The following is a 16,711-nucleotide window of genomic DNA, read 5'->3' as shown; positions in this document are numbered from 1 at the left end:
CTTCGGCAGCGAAAAAAAGAGCCAACCTCACCGGGCACCATCATTTTGGTACTGATGCGAAGAAAGCCGACGCCTGCTTCAAGATCGTGTTTGCCCGCCGTAGCTCGCGGTTCTCCTTCTCCAGCTGGGCCAGGCGGGCGTCGCGATCGGCGGACACCGACGAGGCGTCTTGGCCCTCGGCCTGGGCTTTGCGCACCCAGGTCCGTAGCGCTTCGCGGTGCACGCCGAGCTGCTCGGCGACCCGCACGATCGCACCGTGTGAGCGATCGGGGTCGGCCAAGGCTTCCAACGCCATTCGTGTGGCTCGTTCACGAAGCTCGTCCGGGTACTTGCGAGGTGCTCCCATGGTTCTGATGATCCCTTCCCGGGCATTCGATGTCTCCATCAAACCCGGGGCGATTCACTCTCGCGAGCAATGGCGTACTCCCACCAGACCTACAGTGCGCGTACAGGCAGTTGCCAGGAACGGCCGTCAGATTGGTGCTCACACCCCCGACGCCTACGAGCTAGGAGCAAGCACCATGAACTACGTCCCTGAAGCTGATCGGACCCCGGACGGGCCGGTGTACGAGGGCCGTCTGCTGGCCCGCCCAGACGATGAACTGGTCGATCAGGGCGCGGGTTTCGACGCCAGTACTTTGGTCACCCGCCGACGGATGCTGGGCCTGGTCGGAGCGGGAGTCGGCGCGGTCACTCTCGCCGCCTGCTATCCGGGCAGTTCCAGCTCGAGCAGTGCCGGCTCGGTGTCTGGTTCCACGACCACCGCTGCCTCCGGGTCCTCGATTGCTGAGATTCCCGAGGAGACCAACGGCCCCTACCCGGCTGATGGCACCAATGGTGTCAACGTGTTGCAGGAGTCGGGAATCGTGCGCAGTGATTTGACTTCCAGCCTCGACGGTGGAACGACCGTTGAGGGTGTGCCGTTTGAGCTCACGTTCGTCGTCACTGACATGGCTAACGGCAACGCCCCCTTCGAGGGTGCGGCAGTCTACGCGTGGCAGTGTGACGCCCAGGGCCTCTACTCGATGTACTCCCAGGGCGCTGAGGACGAGACGTACCTACGCGGCATCCAGGTCGCTGACGCCAATGGCGAGTTGACCTTCAAGACCATCGTTCCAGGCTGCTACACAGGCCGATGGACCCACATCCACTTCGAGGTCTATCCCGACGAGCAGTCCGCGACCGAGGTGGCCAACGTCATCGCGACATCCCAGCTGGCCTTCCCCCCGGACATGCTGACTGACATCTACGCACTCGATGCGTACGCCGGCTCTGCCGAGAACCTCGCCGGTGTGGGCGCCGCGATCTCTGATGACGGCATTTTCGCCGAGGGCGACTGGAACCTTCAGGTGCCCACCATCACCGGCGACATCACTTCCGGGTACGTCGGCACATTGGCCGTCGGCGTCGACACCACGACCGAAGCCACCAGCGGCGGCGGTGGCGGCGGGATGCCGCCCGGTGGTGGTGGCGGCGGTGGGATGCCGCCCGGTGGCGGTGGTGGCGGCGGGATGCCTCCCGGTGGCGGTACGCCACCTAACGGCGGCCCGCCGAGCAACTAATCAACCCGCCACCACGGTGGCACACCCCGCTCGATCTGACCTTCTACCTCTAGGAGCGACTTCATGTTGCACAATCTCACAGGCTGGCACGCCCTGGTCATCCTCGCCATTATCCTTCTCGTGTTCGGGGCGTCGAAACTGCCGGCGCTGGCCAAGAGCGTCGGCCAGTCGATGCGGATCCTCAAAGACGAAGTCCGCGAGGGGACCGACGCGGACCCATCGCCAACTGCCAGCACCATGGCCCCGGCAGTGGCCGAGGCCACCGATCATCAGACCGCACCGGTCACTGGCCGCCCAGACCTGAACCCGGTCAGCAGGGCATCATGACCGCCGCCACCGCCGCACGGGGAACGATGCTTCTCTCCGACCATGTCCGAGAAATGCGCAACCGCGCCATTCGCGCGGCGGTGGCATTGCTCGTCGGCATCGTCGCGGGCTATTTGCTCTCTGACCAGATCCTTGACGTGCTGCGAGCCCCGATCGATGAGATCGCCCGGTATCGGCAGGCGAGCCTGAACTATGACACGGTGACCGGGGCGTTCGACCTCAAGCTCAAAATCGCACTCTTCACAGGCGTGCTGCTGGCGAGCCCGGTGTGGCTTCTCGAGTTGTTCGGGTTCGCGGTGCCCGGGATGACCGCGAGGGAGAAAAAGTACACCGTCGGATTCGCATTGAGCGCGATCCCCCTGTTCGCCACCGGAGTCGCGTTCGGATTCCTGCTGTTCCCGCAAATGGTGCGGCTCCTGGCCGGATTGTCCTCCAACGAGGACGCCACCATCTTGACCGCCACCTACTACGTGGACTTCGTGATGAAGATCGTGCTGGCGACCGGAGTGGCATTCGTGCTGCCCGTCTTTGTCGTCCTGCTCAACTTCCTCGATCTGGTCTCGGCGAAGACCATCCGAGGCAGCTGGCGTCTCATCGTCGTCGGTATCGCGCTGTTCAGCGCACTGGTGACCCCCGCCGCCGACGTGCTGTCGATGTTCCTGGTCGCGGTCCCCATGACCATTCTGTTCGCCGGCGCGCTGGCGATTACCCAACTACGTGACAGCCGGGCGGACCGCCGAGCTGTCACCGCTGAGGTCGCCGACCTTTCGGCGGAAAGGCAGGGATCTGCACCATGTTCGGTCTGACGTTCGAGAAGCTGCTATTGCTCGCGATCATCGCCGGGGTCATCCTCGGTCCACACAATCTGCCGATCTACGCGCAGAAACTCGCCGAGACCGTCCGCGCGCTGCGGGCCTTCATCGACATGACCCGCACAACGGCCGAGAAAGAGATGGGGATACCCCTGCAGCGCGCCGACTGGCAATCGCTGAACCTGCGGCAATACGACCCTCGTCTGATCGTGCGCGAGGCGCTCGATGAGCCTGACAGCACTGCGATCTCACCTGTGGCGGGCACGGAGAGTAGCCGCGAGGTAGAGCCAGCCGAGACTGGAGCCGACCTGGCAGAGCAAGCCAGTCGCGTGCGCCCGGGGCAGAAGTACATCACCACCGGGTCGGCAGCTCATCCGGTTCGCCTACCCATCGACTCGCTCCCGCTCGATGACCCCCGCCGGATCGCCGCATGCGGCACAAACTTGGTGGACGAGCCTGAACACGTCGAAGTCTGACCCGACCCAGACGCCGCGTCGGCGGGAACGGCGGGTGATCGGCCTGCGCGTGTCCCGCCGCTGGGGGCCCGCACGGATCGCCTACCACCTGGGCATGCAGCCCTCGACTGTGCACAAGATCCTGTCCCGCTACGGCTGCGTCAGGTTGGCGTTCACCGACCCGGCCACCGGCGCGCCGGTGCGTGCGGGCAAGCGGCAGGTGCGCCGATTCGAGCACGCAGCGCCAGGCGATCTGGTGCACGTGGACATCAAGAAGCTCGGCCGCATCCCGGACGGCGGCGGGCACAAGGTCCACGGCCGCGCCAAAGGGCGTCGAAACCGGCGAGCAGGGACCGGGTACTGGTACATCCACAATGCCGTCGACGACCACTCGCGTCTGGCCTACACTGAGTTGCTGGAAGACGAGCGCAAAGAGACCGCTGCCGGATTCTGGAAGCGGGCAGGCGCCTTCTTCGCCGACGCCGGGATCACCGTGCGCCGGGTCCTGACCGACAACGGCTCCTGCTACCGCTCCCACGCCTTCGCCGACGCCCTCGGGCCGGAGATCAAGCACAGGCGAACCCGCCCGTACCGGCCGCAGACCAATGGCAAGGTCGAGCGCTACAACCGCACGATGCTCGAGGAATGGGCTTACGCCGCCGCGTACGTCAGCGAGTCCGACCGCGCGGCTCGCCTCCCGGCGTTCCTACACCACTACAACTTCCACCGCGGCCACACCGCACTACGAGGCGCCTCACCCGCAGACCGCGTACACAACCTGCGTGGGCAGTACACCTAGCGGTTGCCGGTATGGCCATGTCGACGGTCGATCCGATCCGATCCGAGAGTCGGCTAACACGATGGCATCCAGGACCCGGGGCGATCTACTTGTGATTATGTGCGCGATTGATAGCTCGGCCTTGGTATCCGAGAGAGAGCGACTGTCGCCAGCGTGGTGGGGTTAACGTGGCCGTCATGCTCTGGGTGTGGATATTCGCCGTGCTGATGGTGGTGCTGGTCGGCGCTGCCGTCCTGCCTCGGCGAGCCCGGCAGCCCCGCGGAGGGTTCCCGTGGTTCTGGCTGTCCTTCCCGGCGGCGGCGTTGTTGGTGGCCGGGTCGCTTCACGTGTGGCTCCCTGCTTTCGGCGAGCCCGGTGGTTGGTGGAGGTACATGCCGCTGACGAACAGACAGGCTGTGATCGGTGTCGCGGGCCCTGAGTTTTACTGGTTGATGCAGGCTCGTTCGGTGGGGGCATGGATTCTCCCGATACTCGCGCTGGCCGCGGTGGGGCTATCGGTGTGGGCGTGGAGGCGCGGCCGAGTGTGACGCGATGGCCTCGGCATGACTCGACACGGTCGCCGTCAGGCCTCCGCCAGCCGTACGTGCCGGATCGGCCCGTGTAGCGACGTGACCAGCAGGTCGCGCTCGGCGAATTCCCCGAACCCGTCGGCCACGACCACGGCCGTGGCGCGTGAAATCCCGCCGACCAGGACGCACGCGTCGCCGGTGCCGCGGTCGACTCGGAACACCTCGCCGGTGGTCCACGACGTCACGTAGAGGGCCTGCGGGGTCACGGCCAGATCGTCGAGCCCGCGGGCGATCTCGGGTGGGGTGGTGAGCTCCCTCGTCGTCGTCGCCTCCGGTCGGTCCAGCGGCACCTCCAGCACCACGGTGCGCGTGGTCGACTGGGTGACGTACGCGGTGTCGCCCTCGATCGCGATCCCATTGGACACGCCGATCGCCGCGCGGCGTGACCACTCGTCGTCGACCTCGCCGGCCGCGGTGACCCGGGTCAGTCGGTCCGTCTCCAGGCTGGTCAGGTACCGGTTCCCGGCGGCGTCCACGGCCAGGCCGTTCATCCGGGCGTCCAGGCGCGCCTCGATCCGCGCCTCGGGGCGCTCGGCGGTCGGGTCGAACGTCACCACGTCGGACCGGTCGGCCAGGTACCCCGTGCCGGCGGCGACGTGCATGCGCCCGTCGGGGCCGAGCGCGATCCCACCCGGCGCGCGGACGGCGACCGACGCCACCACGCGGCCGTCGGGATCGTAGGCGTCGACCCGGTTCAGGAACGTCTTGGACACCCACAGGCGGCCGTCGGCATCCAAGGCGAGGTTCTCGGTCCAGCCCACCACCGGCACGGGGGCGTCGCCGAAAGTCGACACGCGCGGCGCGGGGCCGGGGCAGGGCGCGATCGGCGCGCCGACCGAGCCCGGCGTCCCGACCGAGCCCGGCGCGCTGACCAGCCCCGACCCGGCGTCGAGCGCGGCGGCCGAGCCGCCGTGGGGACCGACCGATCCCAGCGCGTCCTCGATCGGCACCGCCGCCGAGCCGACCGACCCGGCCGCGTCCTCGACAGAACCGGGCGGGACCGCCGCCGCAGCGGCGGGCACGAGGGCCGCCGGCGCGAGCACCACGGCGAGCCCGACGGACACCGCGCGCAGGTTCCGCCGGGCTCCCATCGTCAGACCCCGGCCGGCCGGCGTCCGTGGAGCTGGTACTCGGCGAGCAGCGCCTCGCGGGCGGCGTCGGTGAGGGGCCGGTACACGTCGTCCGACTTGTCGGCGCCACCGCGCAGGTAGACCTCGCCCGGCTCGATCCACGACTCGCGTCGCAGGCTGGGCTTGGAGATCTTGCGGGTGGCGGTGACGGGCATCTCCTTCATGATACGAACGAACCGCGGCGCCCACTTGGTCCCCATGTCGGGCTGGGTGCGGCAGAACTCCGTGAACGCGTCGGCGTCGAACTCCACGCCGGGCTCCAGCTGGATCGCGGCCATCACCTGGTCGCCGGTGCGCGGGTCAGGCACCGGGTAGACCGCCACGACGAGCACGCCGGGGAAGCGGTCGAGGATCCGCTCGACGGGGCCGGCGGAGAAGTTCTCGCTGTCCACGCGGATCTTGTCGCCGGAGCGGCCGGCGAAGTAGAAGTAGCCGTCCGCGTCCTTGTATCCCAGGTCGCCGGAGTGGTAGACCTCGCCGATGTTGCGCTCGGCGGTGGCCTCCGGGTTGCGGTAGTAGCCCTCGAATAGCTTGGCGCCGGTGAGGTTGCAGATCTCGCCGATCGCCTCGCCCGCGTTGGTCAGGCCGCCCTCGTCGTCGAACTCGGCGATCGGGCACTCGTTGCCCTCCTCGTCGAGGATCGCGACGTCCATGTAGGCGCCGGCCACGCCGAGCGCGCCGGGCGGGGTGTCCTCGGTGTGGCTGATGACCACGCCGCCCTCGCTCGAACCGTACGACTCGAGAGGGGTCACGCCGAAGCGGCGCTCGAACTCCACGCGGTCGTGGACGGAGGCCTCGGTGCCGAAGACGACCCGCAGGCGCGTCTGCTTCTCCTCGGGCACCTCGGGCTGGGCGAGGATGTAGGACAGGGAGCGGCCGACGTAGTTGAAGTACGTCGCGTCGAACTTCAGCACGTCGGGCAGGAAGCCGGAGGCCGAGAACTTGCGGCGCATCGCGAACGTGCAGCCTACGTACGCGGCGGGCGCGAAGGCGGCGAACAGGGCGTTGCCGTGGAACAGCGGCATGGCGCTGTAGGCGACGTCGTCGCGGACGAGGCCGCGGTAGTTGATCGTGCCGAGCATCGCCGTGCGGCCGGTCGAGCACATGACGGCCTTGGGCGCGCCCGTGGAGCCCGAGGTGAACAGCAGCGCGAGCAGGGTGTGGGGGTCGCGCGCGTCCTCCGGGTGCAGGCGGGGCTCGGCGCCGGCGTGGTCGGCGAGCAGGCCGCGCCACTGCTCGGAGTCGATGTCGAACGAGGCGACGGCGCCCGTGTCGAGGCCGTCGAGCAGCGCGCTGCCGTCGGCGTCGGTGAGGATCACGTCGCAGTCCACGCCGCGGATGTCGGAGGCGAGCTCGGCGCCGCGACGGGTGGGGTTGATGCCGATGATCGTGACGCCCGCGAGCGCCGCACCGCACAGGATGAACAGGTACTCCGGCACGTTCTCCAGGAGGATGCCCACGTGGAGGCGCTTGTAGGGGTCGGGGCGCTCGGCGTAGGAGGAGGAGTACTCGTCGGACCAGCCGCGCAGGATCTCCGCGCGGACGGCGGACTCGGCCACGAACTCCCGCCAGGTCCACGAGGAGTCCTCGAACAGCAGTCCCGGGTGATCGTCGGTCGACCGCTCCAGCAGGATGTCGCCGAACGTCTCGTGCTGCATGGCGTGGCCGGGATTGAAATCTGTTCTACTCATGAGATCGCACAATAGGCGATGGGAACCCGTTCCACGCCGGAAACGGGCGGCGACATTGACACGTGTCAGCAGCGCTTTTCCGGCCGGTCTGCCGCCGTCTGGTCACCGTCGCGGAGCCCGATCGGGTAGGAACGAGGCGTGGCGCGCCGCGCGGGCGCGCCGGGATCGTGGAGGGCGTGGGATGGTGGCGGAACCGGGCGGAAACCGCAGCGCGGCACCGGGTGTCGGAGTGGGTGCCGGAGTGGATGTCGGAGTAGGTGTCGACGACGACGACGAGGTCGGCCTCCGCCGCGACGGGTTCGTGGTCGGGGAGATCCGGCTGAGCAGCGTCCACAACTTCCGGGACGTGGCCGGCCCCGGGTACGCCCTCCGGCCGTCCGGCTCGATGACCCGCGGTGTCGTCTTCCGGTCCACCGCGCTGTCCGTGGGCGAGGAGGATCTAGGGGTCCTCGAGCGGCTCGGCGTGACCGCGGTGGTCGATCTACGCACCGGCGCGGAGATCGAGAGACAGCCCGACGTCGTCCCCGCCGGCGCCGAGTACGTGCCGATCGACGTGCTGGGCGGACACACGTCCGCGGCGACGCTCACCACGACCGGCCTGGTCGGCGTCGAGGAGGCCCGCCGCGAGATGGCCGAGACCTACGAGCGGTTCGTCCTCGGCGACCACGAGCGCGGGGCATTCGGCCGCGCCGTCCACGCGCTCGCGGTGTCGCCGGGGCCGGCGATCGTGCACTGCACGGCCGGCAAGGACCGCACCGGCTGGGTGTCGGCCCTGTTGCAGCTGCTGGTGGGGGTGCGGGAGGAGGACGTCGTCGGCGACTACTTGCTCACCCGCGAGATGTCCGCGGACTTCGTGGCGGCGATCCGCGCGCACGTGCAGTCCGAGATGCCCGAGCAGCTGGAGGCCGTCGAGGTCCTCATCGGCGTGGAGGAGGCCAACCTGCGCCGCTCGCTGGATGCCCTGGCCCGCGAGTTCGGTGACGCCAGGCGCTACCTCGTGGAGGGCGCGGGCGTGGACGCCGAGGTCGTCGACGAGCTGACGGCCCGGCTCCGGTCCCGCTGAGCCTCAGGTCAGGATGAGCAGTGCGCCGAGGACGCCGCCGAAGCCGACGGACTGCAGCACCACCGCGACGGTGCGCCCCACCTCGGTCCGGGCGCCGGCGTGGACGCGCGGCCCGGCCAGGGTGACGGCGAAAATCATGACCACGGCGGCGACACCGGCCAGGGTGTCCGCCAGTCGCTCGGCCACCCCGTAGACGGCCGCGAGGCCCAGGAACCCGCCGACGAGCGCGGCGGCGATGGTCGTCAGCGGAGCGGGGAACACCGTGGCGTGGCCGCTCCCGCCGGCGCTGTCGCTCCCGCCGGCGCCGACGCTGTCCCCAGCACTCGCGCCGGCCCTGCCGCTCGCGCCGCCGGCGAGCCCGTCGTCCGGGCGCGCGGGCTCCGCTCGGCGCTCATCCGGGAAGGCCTCGCGGTCCCGGATCATCAGGCGTTCGCTCATGTCCTCGACCGTACGCACCGGCGTTCGCACCGGGCTACCGTCCTCGCGCGCGATCGTCGGGCGGCCCCGTCCCCGCTGGTACACGGCGTTTTCCGCACGCGGAGAGGTCCGTCACAGCGGTGTCACTCGCGTCTCTCCGGCCCCTCTGGGCGCGCCCTGTCTCCGACCCACCACCGGCCGATGGCTGGGCGTAGGATGCCCGGGGATCCGAGGGGGCTCGGGTCCGGATCGTGTGACTGCCTGGGGGGTTTGACGTGGGCGCTGCCGGTGCCATCGGTGGGTGGTTCGAGCCATCCGACGAGGTCGGACGGGCGTGGGACGAGGCCGAGGCGATCCTCCGCGCCTGCGATGACCTGAACGCGGTGATGGCCGTCATCCACGACGCCGACTCTCCCGTCGAGGCGCGCCGTGCCCTCAAACGCGACTTCGGCTTCACGGGACGCCAGGCCGCGCTCTTGCTCACGTTGCAGGTGATGTCGTTCACCCGCTCGGAACGCGAGCGGCTGGCCGGCGGACGCCGCGCCCGGCTGGAGCTCCTGGCCGACGTCACCGGGGTGCTGCCCGCGGTCCCCGCGGACGGCGGTGTCCAGGAGTCGGCGCCCGGCGACGGGCAATCCGCCGCCTCGGGCCTCGCCTACGCGGAACCCGCCCATGCAGCACCGCTTCCCGCAGATGTTGACTCCGATTCTCCTGCCCCCGCAGGGCCCGATGACGAGTGGAGCGCCGAATTCGACGGCGCACTCGCCCGGATCAGTGGCGCGATGGCCGCGTCGTGGGGCGACGTGGTCCCCGATCCGGCTCCCACAGACGATCTCGCCGCGCCGCGCGATCCGGCGCCCATCGCCGCCGCCCCGGCGGGGCCCTCCCGCCCGGGGCGCCGGTCAGTGGCCGTCGAGCAGGAGGCGTCGGCGGTCTTGGACGAGCAGATCGGCGAGCTGTGTGACGCGCTCGCCGAGCTCCTCCGGGTGCCCGCTCCGGCGCCGGCGGTGGTGGCGGTGGACGATCCGCGCAGTTCGGACAGCCCTAGCGGGGTCCTGCTGGACGGGTCCGGCGTGGATGACGAGACCGGCATCCGCACCCTGCTGTGGCACCTGCGGCGAACGGGGCTGGACTCGGTGGAGGGCCTGTTGCCGTTTGCGGAGCCGCTGACCACCGAGCGCGGCTTCGACGTGCAGGCGGCCCGGTACGAGGACGCAATGGGTGCGGGCGTCCTCGGGTTCGAGCCGGGAGGCGACGCGACCTGGGCCGGGCGGATGTGGCCGATCGCCGAGCGGAGCGGCTTCGGTTACGCGGTGTCGTACCGGGGAGGCCCCGCCGCCGGCTCGGTGTGGGCGTACGGCGGTGGGCAACCCCTGCACCGGCTGTGGGATTCCGTCGTCGACCTGCTGGTGGAGCTGTACCAGGCGTTCACGGCGGGCGCCCCGTGCGACTCCGCGCTGGCGGCGGTCGCCGCCGGACGGGTGGTGTGGACCAACCTCGGCTGAGGCCCCACCCAGGGCTCAGCCGAGGTCGCGCGCCACGACCGTCGGCCGGGCTCCCCGGCAGAAGACCAGCTCGATCCGCGAGACGCTCCTGCCGGTGGAGCCACCGAGGAGCTCGGCGTACGCGCACAACTGGAGCAGGTACTCGTCGACGGTGTCGGTGGTGACGGCGACGTCGGTCTTGTAGTCGATGATCGACAGCGATCCGTCGTCCTCCTGCACCACGAGGTCGACGACACCGTCCACCGCCACCCGCGTCCCGTCCGCCGTGGCCAGGGCTCCGGCGGCGGGCAACTCGGCCCAGTGTGTCCTGCTCGCGGCTCGCCTGACGGGCTCGGAGGTCAGCGCGGTGCGCGCGACCGAGACCATCTCGGCGACCGCCTCGGGATTGCGGCTGCCCTGGAGGCCACCGCCCAGTCCGAGGGCGACCAGCTGGTCGGCCGCCCACCGGTCCCAGTCCGCCACTGCGGAGTCCGGGTCGGCAGCCGGTCCGAGCAGTCGAGTGAGATCGGTGTGCTCGGCCAGGTGGTGCACGGCGGTGCCGACGTCGGGCCCGGAGGCGACCGGTGTGTACCGCGGCCTGGGCGGCAGCTCCTCCGGCCGGGCCGGGGCCGGTGCGAACCGCTCCCGCAGCGCGGCGGCCAGCTGCTGGGGGAGGGACGGTTGGCGCTCGACGTCCTCGTCTCCTGGTGCGGCGTCCACCACGTCGGGGTGTACGATCCGGGTCGCCGACCAGCCCGCACGCTCGGCGGACCGGGCCGCGATCTCGCGGGTGCGCTCGGTCCACCCGGCCTCGTCGGGCACGTCGACCTCCGGCGCGGCCGCCGCCTCGAGCAGGTTCTCGCCGTACTCCACCAGCGCGGGCGCGTCGGGCACCTCGACGATCGACCCGAGCAGCGACCCCCACAGCTTCTTGGGGGTCTTCTTCTGGGTCAGCACGTAGCCGTGCCCCGAGACCGCCAGCCGGCTCTCGGCGCGGGTGGTGGCCACGTAGAGCAGGCGGATCCGCTCGGCCAGCGAGTGTTCGGCCTCGCGCGCGGCGGCGCGGCGGAAGTCCGGATCGCGGACGATCGCCGAGAACGACGCCGCGGGCCGCGGCGGTTCGTCCTGCGTCCAGAGCAGGCGGGACCGGTCATCGGGCCACTTACGGCTCATGCCGGCGAGAACGACCATCGGGTACTCGAGACCCTTGGAGGCGTGAATGGTGGTGATGCGCACCGCGTCGACGCCGATCTCGGGGATCGCGGCCTCGGGCACGCGGGCGTCCTCGGCGGTCAGCGCCATCGCCCAGTCGGCGTACTCCCGCAGGTCGGCGCGGGCGGGATCGGCCGCAGATTCCTCCCACTGCCACGCGTGCTCGATCACGAACCGGATCCGCCGCCACAGGTCACGCCGCCTGGGGGACTCGGCGACGGACTCGAAGACCATCCGGTCGTGCACGAGCCTCTCGAGGAGTTCGCCCGGCCGCCTGGTGGACCAGTCGAGGGCCGAGAGGTACCGCATGCCCTCGGCGACCGGCGACGACACGAGGTCGGCAGGGGCGGGGGCGGTGAGTGTCCAGCTGCCGCCACCGGCGCGCCAGCGCACCAGGTCGTCGTCACCGCAGCCGAACAGGGGCGAGCGCAGGGCACCCACGAGTGACGCCTCGTCGGCGGAGTTCGCCACGGCACGGACGGCCAGCAGGAGATCGCGGACCTCCGGAGTCCCGTAGACGATCGAGGACGCCTCGGTCCGGAAGTCGATCCCGGCGTGATCGAGGCAGGTCTCGAGCATGGGCAGCGATCCGCGCGACGGCAGGAGGATCGCGATGTCACCGAGACGAAGGGGGGTCTGCTCGCCGTTCTTCGACTCGTGGGTCCAGCCTTCGCGGATGGCGGTGACGATCACGCGGGCCACGTCCGCGGCCTCGATCCAGTGACGGGTGTGGTCGTCACTCGCCTCCGGCGGGCAGTGCGGGGGGACGTCCTCGGTGCGGAAGACGAACGGACGCGGCCCGTGCGCCGGGTCGTGCGCGGGGCGACCGGGCGCGGGCTCCAGCGCGCGGTACTCGGGTTGGACGCCGTCGGTCGCGGTGAGGACCTCGGAGAACACGTCGTTGACCCAGTCGAGCACGGCGCGCGAGCAGCGGAAGTTGGTGCTCAGCCGCTCCACCTCGACCCCGCTCGTGGCACCGCCGTCCCCTTCCCGGGCGCGCAGGTACGTCGCGATGTCCGCACGCCGGAAACGGTAGATGGACTGCTTGGGATCGCCGACGGTGAACAGGCGCCCGGGCTCGGTCCCCGACCCTCCCGGCCCGGAGGTGAGCAGTTCGGCCAGGTCCAGCTGGATGGGGTCGGTGTCCTGGAACTCGTCGATGAGGATCCGCTGGTAGCGCTCCCGCACCCGGTCGCGGACGGCCTCGTTCCGGAGGAGGTCGCGGGCCAGGACCAGCTGATCGTGGAACTGGAGCGTCCCGTGGCGGCGCCGCTCGTCGGCGTGCCTGCGGACGACGGGGATCAGCGCGTCCAGCACGAGGGCGATCCGTGGGCGCCAGTGCGCGGCGAGGACCTCACCGCACAGCTCGGGCAGCTGCCTGATCTCCTCCTTGATGGAGTCGAGCACGTCCTTCCCGCCCCAGCTGGCGCCCTTACCGCCGCGCCCGACCCCCACCGGCTTGGCGAGGAGCTCGACCCAGGTGGGGGACGCGGCCGGATCGGTGGTAGCGGCCTCGAGACTCTCCAGCCACGCCTGGTGCTTGCCGAGGGTCTCGTAGAACAGGTCCGTCTCGTCCCGGCACGAGTCACGCCACCCCACGATCGATCCGATCGCGGCGACGACCTCCGACAGGTCCGGCGACCCGGGCAGTTCGGCCGGCCCGGAGTACAGGGGCTCGCCGGGCAGGCGGTCCCAGTCGCGGTGCAGGGCCACGACGACCTCGCGGAAGGCGAGAGGGCTGACGCCCGCGTCGAGCATGTCGTCGACGGCCCGTGCCAGGTTCCCGGATCGCTCGGCCGTCGGGCCGCTGCCGAACAGGACGGTCGCGCACTCCTGCCACAGCGCCTCGACGGCCGCGGCCTCAGCGGTGTCCTGCTGGGCGGTCACCTTGGGCGGGATCCCGGCCTCGAGCGGGTTCTCGGAGAGCAGGCGCAGCGCGAAGGAGTGCAGGGTCCCGATCGCGGCCGTGTCGAGCCCGGCCAGGGCCTTGTCCGCGCGGGTATCACCCTCCGCGCGCCGCTCCACCAGGTGGACGCGCAGCCGGTCGCGCAGCTCGGCGGCCGCCTTCTCGGTGAACGTGATGGCGGCGATCCGGTCGATCGGCACCGCGTCGTCCAGCAGGAGCGTGCTGAGACGGCGGACGAGGGCGTACGTCTTGCCGGTCCCGGCCCCCGCCTCGACGAACAGGGTGGCGGCGGTGTCCGTTTCGACGCGGTCGCGGGCGGCCTGGTCGGGGAGCTGGCTCATGAGGTCGTCTCCGATTCGGATTCGGTGGTCACCGCGGCGACCAAGCCCGCGAACGCGGGGTGGGACGAGATCGGCTCCTGGCCCGACAGCTTCTCCCATGCGCGGTCCAGCTCGTCGCCGCCGAGCAGGTTCGCCAGATCGCGCGAGGAGCCCCGGCCGCCCTTGAGCGGGAACCACCCGCGCTGGAGGGCGTCGATCAGGTGGCCGACGTCCTCGCGGACGCGGTCCATGACGTCCTCGGTGATGTCGAGCGAGATCTGCTCGAACTCCCCGCGCTCGGTGCAGTACCAGTACCGGGCCCCGCTCACCGGTGCCCGCCCGGCGGATTGGGCGGCCGCGGCGTAGAGGGGCAGCTGGAAACGGGTGCCGTGGAGGGTGGGATCGTCCACGGTCGGGCGGGCCTCCGCCTCGGGAGGCCTACCGGTCTTGTAATCGGTGACGCGCTGCGTGCCCGCGCGCACGTCGAGTCGGTCGATCGACCCGGCCAGGAGCACGGTCGCCGTGCCGGTCGACGTGGACACCTCGAACGGGATCTCGACGACCGCGCCGTCGCCGTCCGACCGCCCGAACCCGAGTTCCGTCGCGGCCGGCCGCCAGCCGGCGTCGAAGTCGGCGCTGTCCTCGGCGAACCACCGGTCGAGCTCGGCGGCGAGCATCATCTCGCGTCGGCGCCACAGGGAGGCGACCAGGCCGGGAGAGGCGGCGATCGCGGCCTCGCACTCGTGCCGGAGGGCCGCCATGAGCAGGTCCCGGTCCGGCCCGGAGCCGCTCTCGATCCGGGCGGAGACGTACCGCTGGAGGATCGCGTGGACCAGATCGCCATAGTCGCGCAGGTCCATCTCGATGTCCGCCGCCGGATCGTCGAGCGTGCGCACCCGCAGGACGGTGGAGAGGAAGAACAGGTAGGGGCTCTGGGCCCAGTCCTCGAGCCGGGTCGGGGAGAGGGGCTGCTCGAGGACGGTGAGCAGGTCGGCGGCCGACGACACGTCGCCCGTGAACCGGGTGAACCGGCCCTGTCGGCGGTCGCGGCGCATCTCGTGGGCGGCCACGAGCAGCGCGGGGGCGTCGGGGCGCGTGCGCCACCCGCCGGCGGCGAGGTCGCGAAGCCGTAGTTCCGTCCGGGTGGCCGGGTCGGTCCCCAGGGCCACGGGCGGGGCCAGGACCCCGTCGACGAACGAGGACACGCCGATCACGGCAGCGCACCCGGCCACGTCCTCCTGCCAGCGGGTGGCGTGGACGGGCGAGCCGACGAGCCGGGAGAGCGTGGGGAGCAGCCAGCGGGACGGGATCCGGTCCCCACCGCCGCGCATCGAACCGCGGGGGAACGAGCACAGCCGGCGTTCCGAGCCGGCGGCCAGCGCGAGCTGGAGGACGCGGTAGCGCTCGTCGAGCACCTCGGCCGACGGGGGCTCGACGGATCCCTCGGGCAGCAGCGGGTCGGGCGCGTGGAGGACGGGCAGCAGCCCCTCGGCCATCCCCACCACGCAGACCGTGTCCAGGTCGCGGCCCACGGCGTCGTCGATCGGCCCGAGGGCCACGCCCGCGCCCTCCTCGCCGACCCGGTCGCCCACCGGGTCGAGACGGGCAGTGACGGCGCCCGCCACGCGGTCCCGGGTGATGGCGGGTGCGATGGCGTCGAGGTCGGCCAGGGCGCCGACCACCGCGAGGACCGCCGCGCGGTCCGGGCCCTGCCGGAAGGCCGCCGTGACCAGGCCGCGCACCGCGTCGGCGGCCTCCGTCCAGGTCCGGGCGGCGTCGACCGCGGCCAACCCGGACCGGATGAGGCGGATCAACCGCAGCAGGGCCGACGCGGCCGCGCGGTCCGACTCACCCAGCACCTCCGACTCGCCCGATGCCTCCGGCTCGGTGCGCAGGTGCTCGTCCAGCCGGTCCCAGTCGCCGCCGCCGATCACCGGGAAGCGGGTGCGGGTGAGGCTCTCGACGCGCCGGGACGACACGGCGGCCCCCGAGTCGTCGAGGGGGGTGACCGAGCCCTCGGCGATGATCGACAGCAGCTCCGCCCGCGGCATCACCGACGTGTCCAGGCGCAGCAGGCGCACCAGTGACCGGCCGGCGGGGGAGCGACCCAACGTCGAGTCGGAGGGCCCGTACACGGCGATCCCCGCCTCGGCGAACGCCCGGTGGAGCAGGCGCAGGTAGGGGTCCGGGGACGGGTAGTAGACGCCGATCCGGTGGCCGGGGACCCCCTCGGCCAGGCGGGAGCGGACGAAGCGGACCACCGCCCGCACCTCGTCGTCCGAGTCCGACGCGTGCAGGACGTGGGTCCCGGTGACCGCGTCCCCGGACGCGGGCTCCGCGGCGGAGGCCAGATGGTCCGACCCGGTGCCGGCAACGGGCGTCACGCCGCGTTCGGCGAGCGCGACCCGCAGCCGCCGCTCGGCGTGCGTGCCCCGCAGCGGCGCGGCGAGCACGACCCGGCCCAGGTCGTCCAGCCGTTCCAGCGCGGTGGTCACCGCCTCGAACTGCGTGTAGTAGGCGCCGCCCGTCATCTCGTGCGCCTCGGCGGCGAGGCGGAGCACCTCGGAGTGCAGCGGTGTCTCGGCGGTGACCGACCCGGGCTCGACGGTCCCCAGGCGCAGGCACGCACGGGCCACCGCCTGCCCGGTGACGGGCTCGGCGGCCACGGCGGCCAGGCGGCCCGGATCCGCGTCGAGCGCCTTGTCCACGGCGGCGGCCAGGAGCGGGAACGGCACCGCGGCCCGCGGGGCGAGCACCGGTCCGGACAGCTCGTCGACGACCTGGGCGGCGGTCCGGACCGCCACGTTGACGGCGCCGCCGGACAAGGCCAGCGCGCGGACCAGGTCCCGGGCGGCCCCGAACGACGGCACGATCACGGTGATCCGGCCGAGCGGATCGGCCGCCCGGAGGCGGCGGACCTCGGCGACGAGGGCGGGGGGATGAGCCTGGGATCCGGTCACACCG

The 16,711-nt window shown here is 71.4% G+C and carries 12 protein-coding genes and 1 pseudogene; 7 read left to right on the top strand and 6 right to left on the bottom strand.

Features of this window, described 5'->3' with window-relative positions; all coding sequences use genetic code 11:
- Positions 1-40: 40 nt before the first annotated feature.
- Positions 41-346: a transposase gene (locus tag KHA85_RS11150; protein WP_165928558.1), complete on the bottom strand. Its 306-nt coding sequence runs from the start codon at positions 344-346 to the stop codon at positions 41-43.
- 175 nt (positions 347-521) lie between these two features.
- Between KHA85_RS11150 and KHA85_RS11145 the strand changes: the two genes are divergently transcribed.
- From KHA85_RS11145 to KHA85_RS11125, 5 genes and pseudogenes are all read left to right on the top strand, one after another.
- Positions 522-1,562 (top strand): dioxygenase family protein, encoded by a 1,041-nt coding sequence (locus KHA85_RS11145; protein WP_063972872.1) that lies wholly within the window; start codon positions 522-524, stop codon positions 1,560-1,562.
- Positions 1,563-1,625: 63 nt separating this feature from the next.
- Complete coding sequence (gene tatA / locus KHA85_RS11140; RefSeq protein ID WP_082904419.1) at positions 1,626-1,889, top strand: twin-arginine translocase TatA/TatE family subunit; 264 nt, start codon at positions 1,626-1,628, stop codon at positions 1,887-1,889.
- On the top strand, positions 1,886-2,695 hold the full coding sequence (gene tatC / locus KHA85_RS11135; protein ID WP_063972873.1) for a twin-arginine translocase subunit TatC: 810 nt from the start codon (positions 1,886-1,888) through the stop codon (positions 2,693-2,695). The genes tatA and tatC overlap by 4 nt, the downstream gene beginning before the upstream one ends.
- The gene (locus KHA85_RS11130; RefSeq protein ID WP_063972874.1) at positions 2,683-3,177 is read left to right on the top strand and encodes a twin-arginine translocase TatA/TatE family subunit; all 495 of its coding nucleotides are present in this window, start codon (positions 2,683-2,685) and stop codon (positions 3,175-3,177) included. The genes tatC and KHA85_RS11130 overlap by 13 nt, the downstream gene beginning before the upstream one ends.
- 1 nt (position 3,178) lies before the next feature.
- Positions 3,179-3,955: pseudogene (locus tag KHA85_RS11125) on the top strand (IS481 family transposase); the annotation flags it as partial.
- Positions 3,956-4,517: 562 nt separating this feature from the next.
- On the opposite strand, the gene KHA85_RS11120 reads toward KHA85_RS11125, so the two are convergent.
- The gene (locus KHA85_RS11120) at positions 4,518-5,615 is read right to left on the bottom strand and encodes an SMP-30/gluconolactonase/LRE family protein (protein ID WP_213185836.1); all 1,098 of its coding nucleotides are present in this window, start codon (positions 5,613-5,615) and stop codon (positions 4,518-4,520) included.
- 2 nt (positions 5,616-5,617) lie between these two features.
- Entirely contained in the window at positions 5,618-7,345 is a 1,728-nt protein-coding gene (locus tag KHA85_RS11115; protein WP_236885542.1) for an AMP-binding protein, read from the bottom strand.
- A 241-nt stretch (positions 7,346-7,586) separates the two neighbouring features.
- Between KHA85_RS11115 and KHA85_RS11110 the strand changes: the two genes are divergently transcribed.
- Positions 7,587-8,408, top strand: coding sequence for a tyrosine-protein phosphatase (locus tag KHA85_RS11110; RefSeq protein WP_308936931.1), 822 nt, complete (start codon positions 7,587-7,589; stop codon positions 8,406-8,408).
- A 3-nt stretch (positions 8,409-8,411) separates the two neighbouring features.
- Here KHA85_RS11110 and KHA85_RS11105 read toward each other — a convergent pair whose 3' ends face one another.
- Positions 8,412-8,846, bottom strand: a complete 435-nt coding sequence (locus tag KHA85_RS11105) for a hypothetical protein (protein WP_232303156.1) — start codon at positions 8,844-8,846, stop codon at positions 8,412-8,414.
- A gap of 254 nt (positions 8,847-9,100) precedes the next feature.
- Between KHA85_RS11105 and KHA85_RS11100 the strand changes: the two genes are divergently transcribed.
- Positions 9,101-10,330: a DNA gyrase subunit A gene (locus KHA85_RS11100; RefSeq protein ID WP_213185834.1), complete on the top strand. Its 1,230-nt coding sequence runs from the start codon at positions 9,101-9,103 to the stop codon at positions 10,328-10,330.
- A gap of 15 nt (positions 10,331-10,345) precedes the next feature.
- Here the strand turns inward: KHA85_RS11100 and KHA85_RS11095 are convergent, their stop codons facing one another.
- Positions 10,346-13,768, bottom strand: coding sequence for a UvrD-helicase domain-containing protein (locus tag KHA85_RS11095; RefSeq protein WP_213185833.1), 3,423 nt, complete (start codon positions 13,766-13,768; stop codon positions 10,346-10,348).
- A complete protein-coding gene (locus KHA85_RS18485; protein ID WP_308936930.1) occupies positions 13,765-16,707 on the bottom strand; it encodes a PD-(D/E)XK nuclease family protein in 2,943 nt (980 codons plus the stop codon). The genes KHA85_RS11095 and KHA85_RS18485 overlap by 4 nt, the downstream gene beginning before the upstream one ends.
- Positions 16,708-16,711 lie beyond the last annotated feature (4 nt).

Origin of the sequence: Dietzia massiliensis, assembly GCF_018390595.1 — a bacterium.
Classification (GTDB): domain Bacteria; phylum Actinomycetota; class Actinomycetes; order Mycobacteriales; family Mycobacteriaceae; genus Dietzia; species Dietzia massiliensis.
Note: the sequence above shows the minus strand (reverse complement) of the source record. Positions and strands in the feature narration are given on the sequence as shown.